This window comes from Ruegeria sp. AL3, from assembly GCF_056536065.1.
On the sequence record NZ_JBQFJG010000001.1, the window covers coordinates 1,677,457 to 1,689,766 of the forward strand.

A 12,310-nucleotide genomic window follows, 5' to 3' on the forward strand; every position below is an offset into this window, starting at 1 on the left:
TCACTCTTGATGCTTCCGGTGGTGTCGGATGACTTCCTGAATGATGAAATTCAGGAAAGCCTTGGCGAAATCGGGGTCCAGATCGGCCTCATTCGCCAGGTCTTCTAACCGTGCGATCTGCGCAGCTTCGCGCGAGGGATCGGACGGGGGAAGGTCGTGTTCGGCCTTGAGCTTGCCAACGGCCTGCGTGTGCTTGAACCGCTCGCCGAGCGTGTAGACGAGGATCGCATCCAGCCTGTCGATGCTTTCGCGATGCTCTTTCAACAGCGTGGCAGCCTGTGTCACGGGGTTGGTCATTGGCCGGTCCTTTCGGTGGTCAAGTCAATCTGCGGATGGCGCCAGATCTGAGCGAGCTTGCCCAGAAGTTCGGCATTCTCAAGTTCCAGCGTTGCACCAAGCCGTTCAGCCAAAGCGCGCGAACGATCATTTGCATGGGCGATGTAAGAGATCACACCGTTCAGGCCCTGATGCCGGGCGGCATGATCACGCGCAGCCGATGCAGCTTCAAAGGCCAGCCCCTTGCCTTCGGCTTCTTCCATCAGGGTCCAACCCAGTTCCGGTTCGGCCCAGCCCGGTACGTAGATCATTCCGGCCCAGCCGACGAATGTGCCGCCGGCCTTTTCGGTCAGGTGCCACAGGCCATAACCCCGCAACGCCCAATGACCCAGCCGGTTCGACAGAGAGTTCCAGCATTCGAACGAATCCTTCGGGCCGCCCACCATATGGCTGCGCTCGGTCGCGAAGAATGCGGTCATTGCGGGCAGGTCATCCAGATGCGGCGCGCGCAGGATCAGGCGTTCGGTTTCAATGGTGGGAATGGTGAAAGAGGTCATGCGTATGCCTCCATTCCGCCATTCACCAGATCCGAGGGCGCCGGGTGCCGCCAGATTTCGGATTTTCCGTACTTGGGGTGGTCATAGTGATACTCGAACTGCGCGCCCAGACGCTTGGCCACGGCCTTGCTGGCGTGATTGTCCAGGTCGATCAGTGAGATCGCGGTTTCCCAGCCCAATACATCATAGGCGTAGGCGCGTGCGGTCAGCGCGGCCTCGGTCGCATAGCCCTTGCCGGTAGCGTGGTTCAACAGGGTCCAGCCAACTTCGGGTTCCGGCCAGCCTTCGGGAAACCAAAGCCCGATCCGCCCGACATAGGTGCCGGTGTCTTTTTCATCGACGCTCCAATACCCATAGCCGCGCAAAGCCCAGTGCCCCAGCAGCGAGGCGACCACCCGCCAAACCTCATCCCTGCGCAGAGGGCCGCCGACGAACTTGGCCGCATCGCTTGCAAAGAAGGCAGTGTCCGCATCGACATCGGCCTCGGACGGCGCGCGCAGGATCAGGCGTTCGGTTTCCAGCGTCGGGATCGGCAACGCGAATGTCATGCCTGCACCTCGCGGTAGCGCCAGACATGCTGGGTTGGCCCAAAGGCGCTTTCTGCATCGGCATCACGCGCTGCGCCCAGTCGTTGGGCAAGCGCGTTCGAACGGGCGTTGGATTGCGAAACATAGCTTACGAACTGCCCCGATCCCAGCAGGTCAAATCCGAAATCACGCACGGCGGCGCAAGCTTCGGTGGCATAGCCCTGCATCCGGTGTTCAGCGCCGAACATATAGCCAAGTTCCGGTTCGTGATCGTCCCATTCCAAACCCAGAACGACGAAGCCAATGGCCTGATCATTTCCTTTGAGCGTGACCGTGAACAGGCCGTGACCATGCAGAAGCCAGCCCGCGGTATAATAGGAAAACTCGGTCCACGCGGCTTGCGCGGTGTCACCAAAGCTGCCTTTGCAGATCGACGTCCACACCGGCAGGTCGTCCAGTGTGGGCACGCGCAGTACCAGCCGCCGGGTCTGAATGACCGGCAGGGCTGCGCGATATTGCGCTGCTGCCATCGCCGCCTTTCCGGACGGGGGCTGGGTACAGCGTGCGGGGGTCACTTTTTCTTTCCGAACCCGCTCAGGCCCGGAGGCAGACCCATGCCGCCGCCCAGACCGGGCATTTTGCCACCCATGGCCTTGGCCGCCTGTTCCAGCGCCTTGGGGTCCATGCCTGCGGCCATCTCCTCGGGGCTGGGGCCGCCTTTGCCGAACATGCCTTTCATGGCCTGTTTCAGCATCTTGCCTTTGCCCATCTTGCCCATCTTCTTCATCATGTCCGACATCTGCCGGTGCATCTTGAGCAGCTTGTTGAGGTCGCTGACCTCCATCCCGGACCCCGCCGCGATGCGTTTCTTGCGGCTGGCCTGAAGGATCTGCGGGTTGGCGCGTTCGCGCTTGGTCATCGACTGGATCATGGCGATTTGCTGGCGCAGAATCCTGTCGTCCAGACCGGCCTGATCCATCTGCTTGGCCATCTTGCCCATGCCCGGCATCATGCCCATCATGCCCTGCATGCCGCCCATCTGGATCATCTGTTCCAGCTGCATTTTCAGGTCGTTCATGTTGAACTGACCCTTGACCATGCGCTTCATCATGCGCTCGGTCTGTTCCATCTCCATCGTTTCCTGGGCCTTTTCGACCAGGGCAACGATGTCACCCATGCCCAGAATCCGACCGGCGATCCGGTCCGGCTCGAAGGTTTCGAGCGCGTCCATCTTCTCGCCCAGACCGACAAAGCGGATCGGCTTGCCGGTGACTGCGCGCATCGACAGCGCCGCACCACCGCGCCCGTCGCCGTCCATCCGCGTCAGAACCACGCCCGAGATGCCGACCTTGGCGTCGAACTCTTCAGCGACCTCGACGGCGACCTGCCCGGTCAGGCCGTCAACCACCAGCAGCGTCTCGCGCGGGTCAACGGCGTTGCGGACCTGTTCGACCTCATCCATCAGGACTTCGTCGATGTGCAGACGACCCGCTGTGTCGAGCATGTACACGTCGTAGCCACCCAGCGTCGCCTGCTGTTTGGCGCGCTTGGCAATATCGACAGGTTTCTGGCCGGGAACGATCGGCAGGGTGTCCACTCCGATCTGGGTGCCCAGAACCGCCAGCTGATCCATCGCCGCCGGGCGGTAGACGTCCAGCGAGGCCATCAGGACCTTTTTGCCCTCTTTCTCTTTCAGACGTTTCGCCAGCTTGCCGGTGGTCGTCGTTTTACCCGAACCCTGCAAGCCGACCATCAGGATCGGTGCGGGCGGGTTGTCGATCTTCAGCGCGCCGGGGTCTTCCTCGCCACGCAGGGTGTCAACCAAAGCGTCATGCACGATCTTGACGACCTGCTGACCGGGGGTGATCGACTTGGTGACTGCCTGACCGGTGGCCTGGCTTTGAACTTTCTTGACGAATTCCCTTGCAACCGGCAGCGAGACGTCGGCCTCAAGTAGGGCAACGCGGACCTCACGCAGGGCGGTTTTGACGTCTTCCTCGGACAGGGCGCCCTGTTTGGTCAACCGGTCGAAGACGCCAGAGAGGCGTTCGGATAGATTTTCAAACATGCCTGCGGCCTCCTTAGCCGGTTCTGATTTGGCGCCCCTTAGATAAGGGCAGACGGGTCAATGCACAAACGCCCCCACGGGCGAAACTCGCTGGTGGGGGGCGATCCCTGAACGACTCAAGGGACCGGAAGATCGAAAGGCTTCCGGATGTTTGGCGATCATCTACGCCTCTGGGCCGTGTGAGTCAAGATAAGCTATGTGAGTGTCACATTGCGGGCTATTCTGCGTGATTGAAGCTGAGGGAGGAGGCGATGAAGAATGGTCTGCCGCGAAAGACGACCGACTATGTCGGCGAAGTGACCAACACCGATATATGGTCCGGATTCGAGATCCGGCCCAGCGACGTTTTTGTGTGCACACCGCCCAAATGCGGCACCACTTGGACGCAAACACTAGTGCGCATGCTCATCACCGAAACGGCCGACCCCAGTGTGTACGACAACAGGGTCTCACCGTGGCTTGATTGCAGTTTTCGCGATCGGGTGGCGCAGGCGGATGAACTGAGCGCGCAAAGCCATCGGCGCTGTATCAAGACACACACCCCGCTTGATGGCATCTTGTTCTCGCCAAAAGCGCAATATCTGGTTGTTCACCGCCACCCGGTTGACGTTCATTTTTCAATGCGCCGCCATGTCGAGAATATGAAGCATGACTGGCTTGATTACTTGTTCCCCGACGATCTGTCGGAAGCTTTCGACATGTTTTTGAACCGGCCCGCGTCGTCCAAGGGCACAGATGACCTGACCCTCAGATCGATCATTCATCACTTCCATTCCTTTTGGATGTATCGCGACCTGCCAAACATCCATTTTCTGCACTATGCCGAGCTCAGCCGGGATCTTCCGGGACAGGTCGCGCGGCTTGCACGGATCATGGACATCGAAATTAACCCGGATCTGGTCAAGGACATAGCCGGGGCCGGCAGTTTCGGATCGATGAAAAACAATGCCATACGTCTGGAGCAAACCCCCGGATTCACCAGCGGTTTTCACGACTTTGCGCAGTTCTTCTCTTCGGGCACAAGCAACAAGTGGGAAGGCAAGCTGACCGAGCAGGACATGGCGCGATATGACTCCTGCATGTCCCGGCTGGTCTCAGCCGAAGAACGATTGTGGCTGGAACGCGGCCTGACCTCTTAGTTCGTCCCGACTGCGCGACGGTCTTGGCCGGGCTTAGATGGAAGCCAGTCATTCACCGCCTCGGCCAACCGGCGAGAGCCGGAGCCGCTGGAAAACGCTTCGACAATGGGATGGCGGCCCGCGCTCATGCCTTTCTCAAGAACAAGGACCGGGCGATACAGCGTCGAGGTGCCGTTTTTGCTTCGGGATGTCGTGCTTTCGATTTCTGCGTGGGACAGGTTGGACAGTTTGTGTTCAACCGCTTCGTAACCAAAAACCGATTGGCGGCGGATCAGGATACTGTCCTTGTTCCGATCCAGAATGATCTGAACCCGTCTTACGAAAACGCAAAACGCACCAAACCCAAGACCTCCTCCGCCAAGGGCGAAGATCAGGCCGAACCAGATGCCTTCGCCGCCCGTGCTCATCAGAAAAATACCGGGGCCGACAAAGGCCAGAATGAAAATGACCAGCGTGATACCGATGAACCAGGGCGTATTGGCGATGATCAGTTGGTTCGGGGTGTCTCGGGTCACTTTCATGGCGGTACGCTAGCACCGTTCCAACACCCTGTTCCAGTTTGTTTCATCACCGTCTTGCGTGAAATCAGGCTGAAACGCGCGGGGCAAGGACAGCACCGTCCTTGATCTCGGGCAGTGTGGTTGGCGGGGTCAAGGCCAGGTTCGGCACGCCAGACACTGACTGCGCCAGTGATGCGCGCGACCTTCATTCGGGCGGGCATCAACCGGGCAATTGTATGTCCCGCGCTTGAATTCCAAGCTTTGTTGCGCGATGAGCAATCCCAAAAAAGCGAGGGCTTCATGGACGCTTCATCCACCTATCAGGACACGTTGCCGCTGAGTTCGGACGCATTGCTGGCGCAGATGGAAGATTGGGGGCTGACCTATCGCCTGCATACCCATGTGCCATTGCGTACGGTCGAGGATGCAAAGGCGGTCGAAGACCAGTTCATGACACCGGGAGAGAACGCGCTGAGGGTCAAGAACCTGTACCTGCGCGACAAGAAAAAGCGCAACTATCTGGTGACCTTGGAACAAAGTCGCGAGATTGATCTCAAGGCTTTGGGGGCCGAGTTGGGCATAGGCAACCTGTCCTTCGGCTCGGCGGACCGGCTGTTTCAGAATCTCGGCATACGCCCCGGCGCGGTCAGTCCGCTGGCGATGATCAACGGTGTTCAGAATGATGTCAGGTTCTTCATGGATGCGGCGGCACAGCAGGCCGAGGTGATTTACATGCACCCCCTTGTCAACGACCGCACCGTGGCCCTGACGCGGGCCGACATGATGGCCTTTTTCGAGCGCATCGGCTGCGCGGTCACGTGGTTGCCCTGATTACATCAGCGCCTCTTTCAATGCGGCGGCAACATGCGCGGCTGACGGGTTGACGAACAGATGCCCGTCAGCTTCGAACACCGGATCGTCCAGGTGGTTCGGAAAAGCCAGTGGAAGCTCGGTACAGGCCAGCAGGATCGCGGTTCCGGGGCTGGCGTGCTTGTCGCAAAACGCCAGCAGACGAGCGCGGGCCGTGTCGGTTGCACCACCATAGAAATCACTGTCGATCATGGCCTGCATCTGGGAAATCTCGGGTTCGGGCAACCGTTCATTCGCGGTAATGCCTTCGGCGGCCAGTCGATCCGCATAGTTGGTGGCCTGCATCGTCACGGTTGTTCCCAGGACCAGAACCCGTGATGCGCCGGTACCTGCCGTCGCCTCGGCGGTTGCGTCAAAGATGTTGAGGATCGGCATCGAGACACCCTGCCGTATCGCGTGAAGCCGCGCATGGGGGGTGTTGGACGCGATAATGCCAAAATCGCACCCGGCGCGTTCGAGAGTCAGCAGGGCGTCGCGGAACACCGCGTCAAAATCCGCCCAGCTTGCCTCATCACCGGCGACACCGCGCAGGGCGCGCGTTCTGGCCTGCGTAACGGATTCGATGGTCATCGGTGGGATTGGCAAAGGCGAACGATGGCCGCGTTCCGCGTGATAACGCCCGGCCCCTTCGGCAATCGCCCGGTAATAATCGACGGTCGAGGCCCAGCCCACACCGCCCAGAATGCCGATTTTCTTCATGTGGCCCATCCAGTCTGCCTGTTTGCTCGCATGCAGACTGGACGTTTCCACGCTCGTTGGCCAGAGGCGATCAGGCTGCAAGCTCCGCAACCGCCTTGTGGGCATTTTCCAGCGCCGCATCCGGGTTCACGGCCATCTGATCCGCGGCGATGACGTCGATGTCATGAATGCCGATGAAACCCAGAACGTGGCGCGCGTAATTGGTGGCGAAATCAGTTTCGGATCCGACGGGAACACCGCCCGATGCGATGGCCAGAATGGCACGTTTCCCTTCCAGCAGGCCTTTGGGGCCGTTTTCCGTGTAGGAAAAGGTCAGGCCCGCGCGCGCCACGAGGTCGACCCAGGCCTTGAATGCGGCAGGCACCGAAAAGTTGTAGATCGGCAGGCCGATGACGATGGTGTCGGCCTCTTTCAGTTCGGAAACGAGTTCGTCCGACAGGGCCAGCCGGTCGCGCTGTAGATCGTCGCGCTGCTCGGCGGGGGTGAAATTGGCGGCGATCCAGTCTTCTGTCAGCAGGGGCAGGGGGGTGGCCAGATCGCGGCGGATGATACGGTCTGCGCCCAGTTGCTTGACCACACGGTCAGACAGATCGCGCGTGGTCGAGTTCACGCGGCGGGCGGATGAGTCGATGTGAAGGATCGTTTTGGTCATTGTTTTGGTCCTTTTGGTCAGGGGAATCTTGTCCTGCGCCCAATATGATTGTTGCGTTGATGAACAAAACTCGGATACATCAACAGTTATTGTTGGAAATTGCACAGTGACGACATTGCCATGGATAATTGGGATGAAGTGAGAACCGCCTATCAGGTGGCACGCATGGGGACGGTCAGCGGCGCGGCAGAGGTTCTGGGTGTTCACCACGCCACCGTGATCCGTCACATTGATGCGATCGAGGCGCGATTGGGTGTCAAACTGTTCCAGCGCCATGCCCGTGGGTATACGCCGACCGAAGCAGGCGACGATCTGTTGCGTGTGGCCCAGGCGACCGAAGATCAGTTCAACCAGCTTGTCGGCCGGATGAAGGGACGCGGAGACGATGTCTCGGGTGAATTGGTCGTGACATCCCTGGGGTCTCTTGCCCCGTTGGTGGTGCCGACGCTCACCGCGTTTCAAAAGATGCATCCGGACCTGATCGTGCGATACCTGACGGGCGACCGGCTGTTCCGGTTGGAATACGGTGAGGCGCATGTGGCGATCCGCGCCGGATCGGCCCCTGATCAACCCGACAATGTCGTCCAGCCTTTCCGACAAGAGGAAGTTGGTCTTTATGCCAGCGCCTCGTACATCGAACGGTTCGGCAAGCCATCCGGAATCGAAGATTTTGCACGCCATCACTTCGTCAGTTCCGATGATGAGACCAGCCGCGCGCCGTTCACACGCTGGCTGCGCGCGACGGTACCCGCCGATCGCATCACCTTCCGCTGTACCAACAACTTCTGCATGCGCGAGGCCGTTCTGGCCGGTGCCGGCATCGGCTTCATGGCTCGTTGGGAGGCTGCCCGCCACGACAATCTGGTCGAGGTGATTGATCCGCTGCCGGAATGGTTCGGCAATCTGTGGCTGGTGACCCACGTGGATTTGCACCGCACCACCAAGGTACAGGCCTTTCTGAGCTTTCTGAAAGAAGAAGCCAAAGGCTGGCAGCCATGAGCCCGCAGATGCGTGGCCATCTGGCCATGCTTGCCTTTTCAGCCCTTGTGGCAGGCAGCTTTTCGCTGGGGTCCATGATCGCCAACGAAATCGCGCCAGCCGCCCTGAATGCGGTTCGCTTTGCGATTGCCGCTGCCGTGATTGGTTTGGCCGCCTTGGCGACAACCGGCCTGCCGCGCAGCGCCGCGCAGGCCCCTTGGCGCTATCTGGTGCTCGGGGCTTTGTTCGCCACCTATTTCGTCCTGATGTTCTATGGGTTGCGAACCGCCCCACCTGTCAGTGCAGCGGCGGTGTTCACCCTGACACCAGTTGTCTCTGCCATGGCCGGTTGGGTCTTGTTGCGCCAGATCACGACTCCGCGCATGGCGCTGGCCCTGACCATTGGCGCCGTGGGGGCGCTTTGGGTGATTTTCCGGGCCGATTGGCACATGTTCCGCGCCTTTGAAATCGGTGGCGGCGAAATCATCTATTTCTGGGGCTGCGTCGCCCATGCGATCTATACGCCCATGATACGCAAGCTGAACCGAGGAGAGCCCGCCGTGGTATTCACCTTCGGTACGCTGGTCGCCGGGTGTCTGTTGTTGGTCGTCTTCGGCTGGTCGGACCTGATGGCAACCGATTGGGCCGGGCTTCCGGCTATTGTCTGGATCGGTCTGTTCTATATTTCGTTATTTGCAACGGCAGCCAGCTTCGTGCTGGTGCAGTTTTCTTCTTTGCGGCTGCCGTCGGCCAAGGTCATGGCCTATACCTACCTGGTTCCCAGCTGGGTCATTCTGTGGGAGATTGCGCTGGGCAAAGGCGTGCCAACCGGTTTGATCCTGGGTGGTGTGGCGCTGACAATCATCGCCCTGCTGATGTTGTTGAAAGAGGAAGTCCCGCCCTCGGTGCCTGTTCGCCGCGCCGTGGAATAAGCCATGTCTTCGCTGGAAAAACCCGACAGATCCTAGATGCATTCCAGAGGTGGAATTTGTTGAGCCAGATCAAGGCGCCCCTGCGGGCTCTTCCATAACCTCTTTGGCAGGCAAATGGAGGAGATCATGTTCAAACATATCATGTTGCCGGTTGACCGGCATCTACCGCCCGAAGTTCGCAAAGCAGCCGATGTTGCCGCGCAGGTTGCAAAATGGCAGGGCGCCAAAATCACTCTGGTCAGCGTTACCGGGGCTCATATGGGTGAATCCTCGGAAACCGAGGCCGAGATCGACAAGGACTTGGCGGAGTTCACCGAACAGTTGGCCGCAGAAAGTGGATCAGACGTTTCCATGCGCAAAATCCACTCGGTCGACGTTGCCGCAGAGGTGGACAGCGATCTGACCCGCGCGGCCGAGGAGATCGGCGCAGATCTGGTCATTGTCGGCACCCACGCGCCCCGGATCACCGACTATATTTTTTCCAGCCACGCCGGTTATCTGGCGAAACACGCCAGCATGTCTGTTTTTGTGGTGCGCTAGGCCTCGCCCGACTTTGGCAGTTCAGCTTCCAGAAACCGTTCGAACGCGTCCAGATTGACGGGCTCGAATTGTCCGAACCCCTGCATCCAGACCGAAGCGGCGCGCAAGGCGTCGGGTTCCAGCTTGCACCATTTTACCCGCCCGCGTTTTTCCTGACTGATCAGACCGGCCTTGGTCAGTATGACCAGGTGTTTGGAAATCGCCGCCAGCGACATCTCGAACGGTTCGGCCACATCCGTCACCGCCATGTCATCCTCCAGCAGCATCGCCAGAATGGCGCGGCGGGTGGGGTCGGCGAGGGCTGCAAAGACGGTGTCGAGATCGTTGGACATGCGTCCGCTCAACCATAGCTGCCGGGATTGGTCAACCATTTGGTTGAATATGTGGATTCAGGGCCTTGGCGGCGCAATGGTGGCCCTCGAAACCAATGACACGCCGTGTGGGTTCTGAAAATCATAAAATTTTCAATGCTTTAGGCTGCGTCAATGAGGGCATTCAAGGTCGTTGACTCTGGGCGCTTCGCGCCTTAGCACCATGCCCAAGATTGTACGAGGGAAACGCCCGTGACCGATGATGACCAAAAGCAGCGTATGGCGCAGCTTGAGGCCAAGATCGAAGCGGCTAAAAAGGCCAAAGCGCCAAAGCCTCGTGCGGATGCTGACGTGTCCGGGGGCGAGCTTGCCTGGCGGATGGTCATCGAAATGGTATCCGGTCTGGGGATCGGATTTGGCATCGGATACGGGCTGGACAGCCTGCTCGGGACGATCCCGATCTTTCTGGTGCTGTTTACATTGCTGGGCCTTGTCGCGGGCGTGAAGGTTATGCTCCGCAGCGCGAAAGAGGCTCAAGAGAAACAAACGGCGGCAACGGCTGCCGAGAAGGACGAGAGGGACTGAACGTGGCAACCGAGACCACCGCAGCAGAAGGCAGCAGCCTGGTATTCCACCCGATGGATCAGTTCATCGTCAAGCCGCTGTTCGGCGACGGTGCAGTAGGCATGTTCACGGTCACCAACGTGACCCTGTGGTTGTTCTTTGCGGTGCTGGCCATAATCGCTCTGCTGGTGCTGCCCACTTCGAAACGCGCCATCGTTCCGACCCGTATGCAGTCGGTGGCCGAGCTGGCCTATGGCTTCATCTACAAGATGCTGGAAGACATCTGCGGCAAGGAAGGCGTGAAATACTTCCCCTATGTCATGACTTTGTTCATGTTCATCGTCTGCGCAAACTTCTTGGGGCTGATCCCGACCTCGTTCACCACCACGTCGCATTTCGCCGTGACCATCCCGCTGGCGCTGGCTGTGTTCCTGACCGTGACCGTGCTGGGTTTCGTGAAGAACGGCGCCGCATTCCTGGGCCTGTTTTGGGTCTCCAGCGCGCCTCTGGCGCTGCGCCCGATCCTGGCGCTCATCGAGCTGATCTCGTACTTCGTACGCCCTGTCAGCCACTCCATCCGTCTTGCCGGTAACGTCATGGCAGGTCACGCGGTTATCAAGGTTTTCGCAGGCTTCGCCGCGATTGCCGTGATCTCGCCCGTGTCGGTTCTGGCGATCACTGCAATGTATGGTCTTGAGGTCCTGGTGGCCTTCATTCAGGCCTACGTATTCACCATTCTGACCTGTGTTTATCTGAAAGATGCGCTGCATCCTTCGCACTAAGGTCCGATACCCCAACATCGAAACTTCCAATTCGTAAGGAGACACATCATGGAAGGCGATCTCGCACACATCGGCGCAGGCCTGGCAGCAATCGGTTCCGGCGCAGCCGCAATCGGGGTGGGCAACGTTGCAGGCAACTTCCTGGCCGGCGCCCTGCGCAACCCTTCGGCGGCTGCTTCGCAGACCGCAACCCTCTTCATCGGTATCGCGTTCGCAGAAGCCCTGGGGATCTTCGCATTCCTGGTCTCGCTGCTGCTGATGTTCGCCGTATAATCTGCGGAACCTGATCCTTACGCGCAGGTGGGTCCAAGCCATAGCGGCCCACCTGTTGTAAAGACACGTTTCCGACGGAGGATATCATGGCGACTGAACCCCTTACAAAAGAGGTAGCTGGCTCGTGCGTCGACTCCTATGGCTCTGCCATCGGGATGCCACAGCTCTGCTTCGATTGGTTCCCCAACCAGATTTTCTGGCTGGTCATTACGCTGGTCGTCATCTTTCTGGTCCTGTCCCGCGTGGCTCTGCCCCGCATCGCGGCAATCCTGGCTGAACGTCAGGGGACCATTACAAATGACCTGGCTGCGGCCGAAGATCTGAAGGCCAAGGCGGTCGAGGCCGAAGAGGCCTATAACAAGGCGCTGGCCGATGCCCGTGCCGAAGCGCAGCGTATCGCTGCCGAAGCACGTGCGGAAATCCAGGCAGGTCTGGATGATGCGATTGCCAAGGCGGATGCGGAAATCGCTGCCAAGGCGGCTGAATCGGAAAAGGCAATCGCCGAAATCCGTGCCGGTGCGCTGGAAAGCATTCAAGTGGTTGCCAAGGATACGGCGGCTGAACTGGTCACCGCACTGGGCGGCGAGGCAGATGCCAAAGCCATCAACAGTGCAGTAGACGCACAGACGAAAGGATAAGTGA

General features: G+C 59.5%; 18 protein-coding genes. 9 read left to right on the forward strand and 9 right to left on the reverse strand.

Annotated elements, in window-relative coordinates; translation table 11 throughout:
- Genes ACR3E6_RS08505 through ffh form a run of 5 tightly spaced genes read right to left on the reverse strand, consistent with a single transcriptional unit; the run spans nucleotide 1 to nucleotide 3,428 of the window.
- On the reverse strand, nucleotides 1-297 hold the full coding sequence (locus ACR3E6_RS08505) for a chorismate mutase (RefSeq protein WP_170344783.1): 297 nt from the start codon (nucleotides 295-297) through the stop codon (nucleotides 1-3).
- Nucleotides 294-833, reverse strand: coding sequence for a GNAT family N-acetyltransferase (locus ACR3E6_RS08510; protein WP_480486703.1), 540 nt, complete (start codon nucleotides 831-833; stop codon nucleotides 294-296). Before ACR3E6_RS08510 ends, ACR3E6_RS08505 begins: the two co-directional genes overlap by 4 nt.
- Entirely contained in the window at nucleotides 830-1,381 is a 552-nt protein-coding gene (locus ACR3E6_RS08515) for a GNAT family N-acetyltransferase (RefSeq protein WP_209835274.1), read from the reverse strand. The genes ACR3E6_RS08510 and ACR3E6_RS08515 overlap by 4 nt, the downstream gene beginning before the upstream one ends.
- Nucleotides 1,378-1,890 carry a GNAT family N-acetyltransferase gene (locus ACR3E6_RS08520; RefSeq protein ID WP_171724829.1) on the reverse strand — a complete coding sequence of 171 codons (513 nt, stop codon included), beginning with the start codon at nucleotides 1,888-1,890 and terminating at the stop codon, nucleotides 1,378-1,380. Before ACR3E6_RS08520 ends, ACR3E6_RS08515 begins: the two co-directional genes overlap by 4 nt.
- Nucleotides 1,891-1,931: 41 nt before the next feature.
- Complete coding sequence (ffh, locus tag ACR3E6_RS08525; protein ID WP_171120316.1) at nucleotides 1,932-3,428, reverse strand: signal recognition particle protein; 1,497 nt, start codon at nucleotides 3,426-3,428, stop codon at nucleotides 1,932-1,934.
- A gap of 251 nt (nucleotides 3,429-3,679) precedes the next feature.
- Here ffh and ACR3E6_RS08530 point away from each other — a divergent pair, with 251 nt between their 5' ends.
- A complete protein-coding gene (locus tag ACR3E6_RS08530; protein ID WP_480486705.1) occupies nucleotides 3,680-4,567 on the forward strand; it encodes a sulfotransferase domain-containing protein in 888 nt (295 codons plus the stop codon).
- On the opposite strand, the gene ACR3E6_RS08535 is transcribed toward ACR3E6_RS08530, so the two are convergent.
- The gene (locus ACR3E6_RS08535) at nucleotides 4,564-5,088 is read right to left on the reverse strand and encodes a hypothetical protein (protein WP_171637622.1); all 525 of its coding nucleotides are present in this window, start codon (nucleotides 5,086-5,088) and stop codon (nucleotides 4,564-4,566) included. The genes ACR3E6_RS08530 and ACR3E6_RS08535 overlap by 4 nt on opposite strands.
- Nucleotides 5,089-5,367: 279 nt before the next feature.
- Here ACR3E6_RS08535 and ACR3E6_RS08540 point away from each other — a divergent pair, with 279 nt between their 5' ends.
- On the forward strand, nucleotides 5,368-5,898 hold the full coding sequence (locus ACR3E6_RS08540) for a prolyl-tRNA synthetase associated domain-containing protein (RefSeq protein WP_171637620.1): 531 nt from the start codon (nucleotides 5,368-5,370) through the stop codon (nucleotides 5,896-5,898).
- Here ACR3E6_RS08540 and ACR3E6_RS08545 read toward each other — a convergent pair whose 3' ends face one another.
- Both ACR3E6_RS08545 and ACR3E6_RS08550 read right to left on the reverse strand, forming a co-directional pair.
- A complete protein-coding gene (locus ACR3E6_RS08545; RefSeq protein ID WP_480486708.1) occupies nucleotides 5,899-6,636 on the reverse strand; it encodes an aspartate/glutamate racemase family protein in 738 nt (245 codons plus the stop codon).
- A 70-nt stretch (nucleotides 6,637-6,706) separates the two neighbouring features.
- The gene (locus tag ACR3E6_RS08550) at nucleotides 6,707-7,288 is read right to left on the reverse strand and encodes an FMN-dependent NADH-azoreductase (protein ID WP_480486710.1); all 582 of its coding nucleotides are present in this window, start codon (nucleotides 7,286-7,288) and stop codon (nucleotides 6,707-6,709) included.
- Nucleotides 7,289-7,408: 120 nt separating this feature from the next.
- On the opposite strand from ACR3E6_RS08550, the gene ACR3E6_RS08555 reads away from it, so the two are divergent.
- From ACR3E6_RS08555 to ACR3E6_RS08565, 3 genes are all read left to right on the forward strand, one after another.
- Nucleotides 7,409-8,287 (forward strand): LysR family transcriptional regulator, encoded by an 879-nt coding sequence (locus tag ACR3E6_RS08555; RefSeq protein ID WP_152457042.1) that lies wholly within the window; start codon nucleotides 7,409-7,411, stop codon nucleotides 8,285-8,287.
- On the forward strand, nucleotides 8,284-9,198 hold the full coding sequence (locus tag ACR3E6_RS08560) for a DMT family transporter (protein ID WP_209835277.1): 915 nt from the start codon (nucleotides 8,284-8,286) through the stop codon (nucleotides 9,196-9,198). Before ACR3E6_RS08555 ends, ACR3E6_RS08560 begins: the two co-directional genes overlap by 4 nt.
- 126 nt (nucleotides 9,199-9,324) lie before the next feature.
- Complete coding sequence (locus tag ACR3E6_RS08565; RefSeq protein ID WP_209835278.1) at nucleotides 9,325-9,738, forward strand: universal stress protein; 414 nt, start codon at nucleotides 9,325-9,327, stop codon at nucleotides 9,736-9,738.
- Here ACR3E6_RS08565 and ACR3E6_RS08570 read toward each other — a convergent pair.
- Complete coding sequence (locus ACR3E6_RS08570; RefSeq protein WP_170344797.1) at nucleotides 9,735-10,070, reverse strand: ArsR/SmtB family transcription factor; 336 nt, start codon at nucleotides 10,068-10,070, stop codon at nucleotides 9,735-9,737. The genes ACR3E6_RS08565 and ACR3E6_RS08570 overlap by 4 nt on opposite strands.
- A 231-nt stretch (nucleotides 10,071-10,301) precedes the next feature.
- Between ACR3E6_RS08570 and ACR3E6_RS08575 the strand changes: the two genes are divergently transcribed.
- The 4 genes from ACR3E6_RS08575 (at nucleotide 10,302) to ACR3E6_RS08590 (ending at nucleotide 12,306) form a co-directional block, all read left to right on the forward strand.
- Entirely contained in the window at nucleotides 10,302-10,634 is a 333-nt protein-coding gene (locus tag ACR3E6_RS08575) for an AtpZ/AtpI family protein (RefSeq protein ID WP_171637611.1), read from the forward strand.
- Between the two features lie 2 nt (nucleotides 10,635-10,636).
- A complete protein-coding gene (locus ACR3E6_RS08580) occupies nucleotides 10,637-11,395 on the forward strand; it encodes a F0F1 ATP synthase subunit A (RefSeq protein WP_171637610.1) in 759 nt (252 codons plus the stop codon).
- Between the two features lie 48 nt (nucleotides 11,396-11,443).
- The gene (locus ACR3E6_RS08585) at nucleotides 11,444-11,668 is read left to right on the forward strand and encodes a F0F1 ATP synthase subunit C (RefSeq protein WP_005981269.1); all 225 of its coding nucleotides are present in this window, start codon (nucleotides 11,444-11,446) and stop codon (nucleotides 11,666-11,668) included.
- Between the two features lie 86 nt (nucleotides 11,669-11,754).
- A complete protein-coding gene (locus ACR3E6_RS08590; protein WP_171120301.1) occupies nucleotides 11,755-12,306 on the forward strand; it encodes a F0F1 ATP synthase subunit B' in 552 nt (183 codons plus the stop codon).
- The last annotated feature ends 4 nt before the right edge of the window (nucleotides 12,307-12,310 follow it).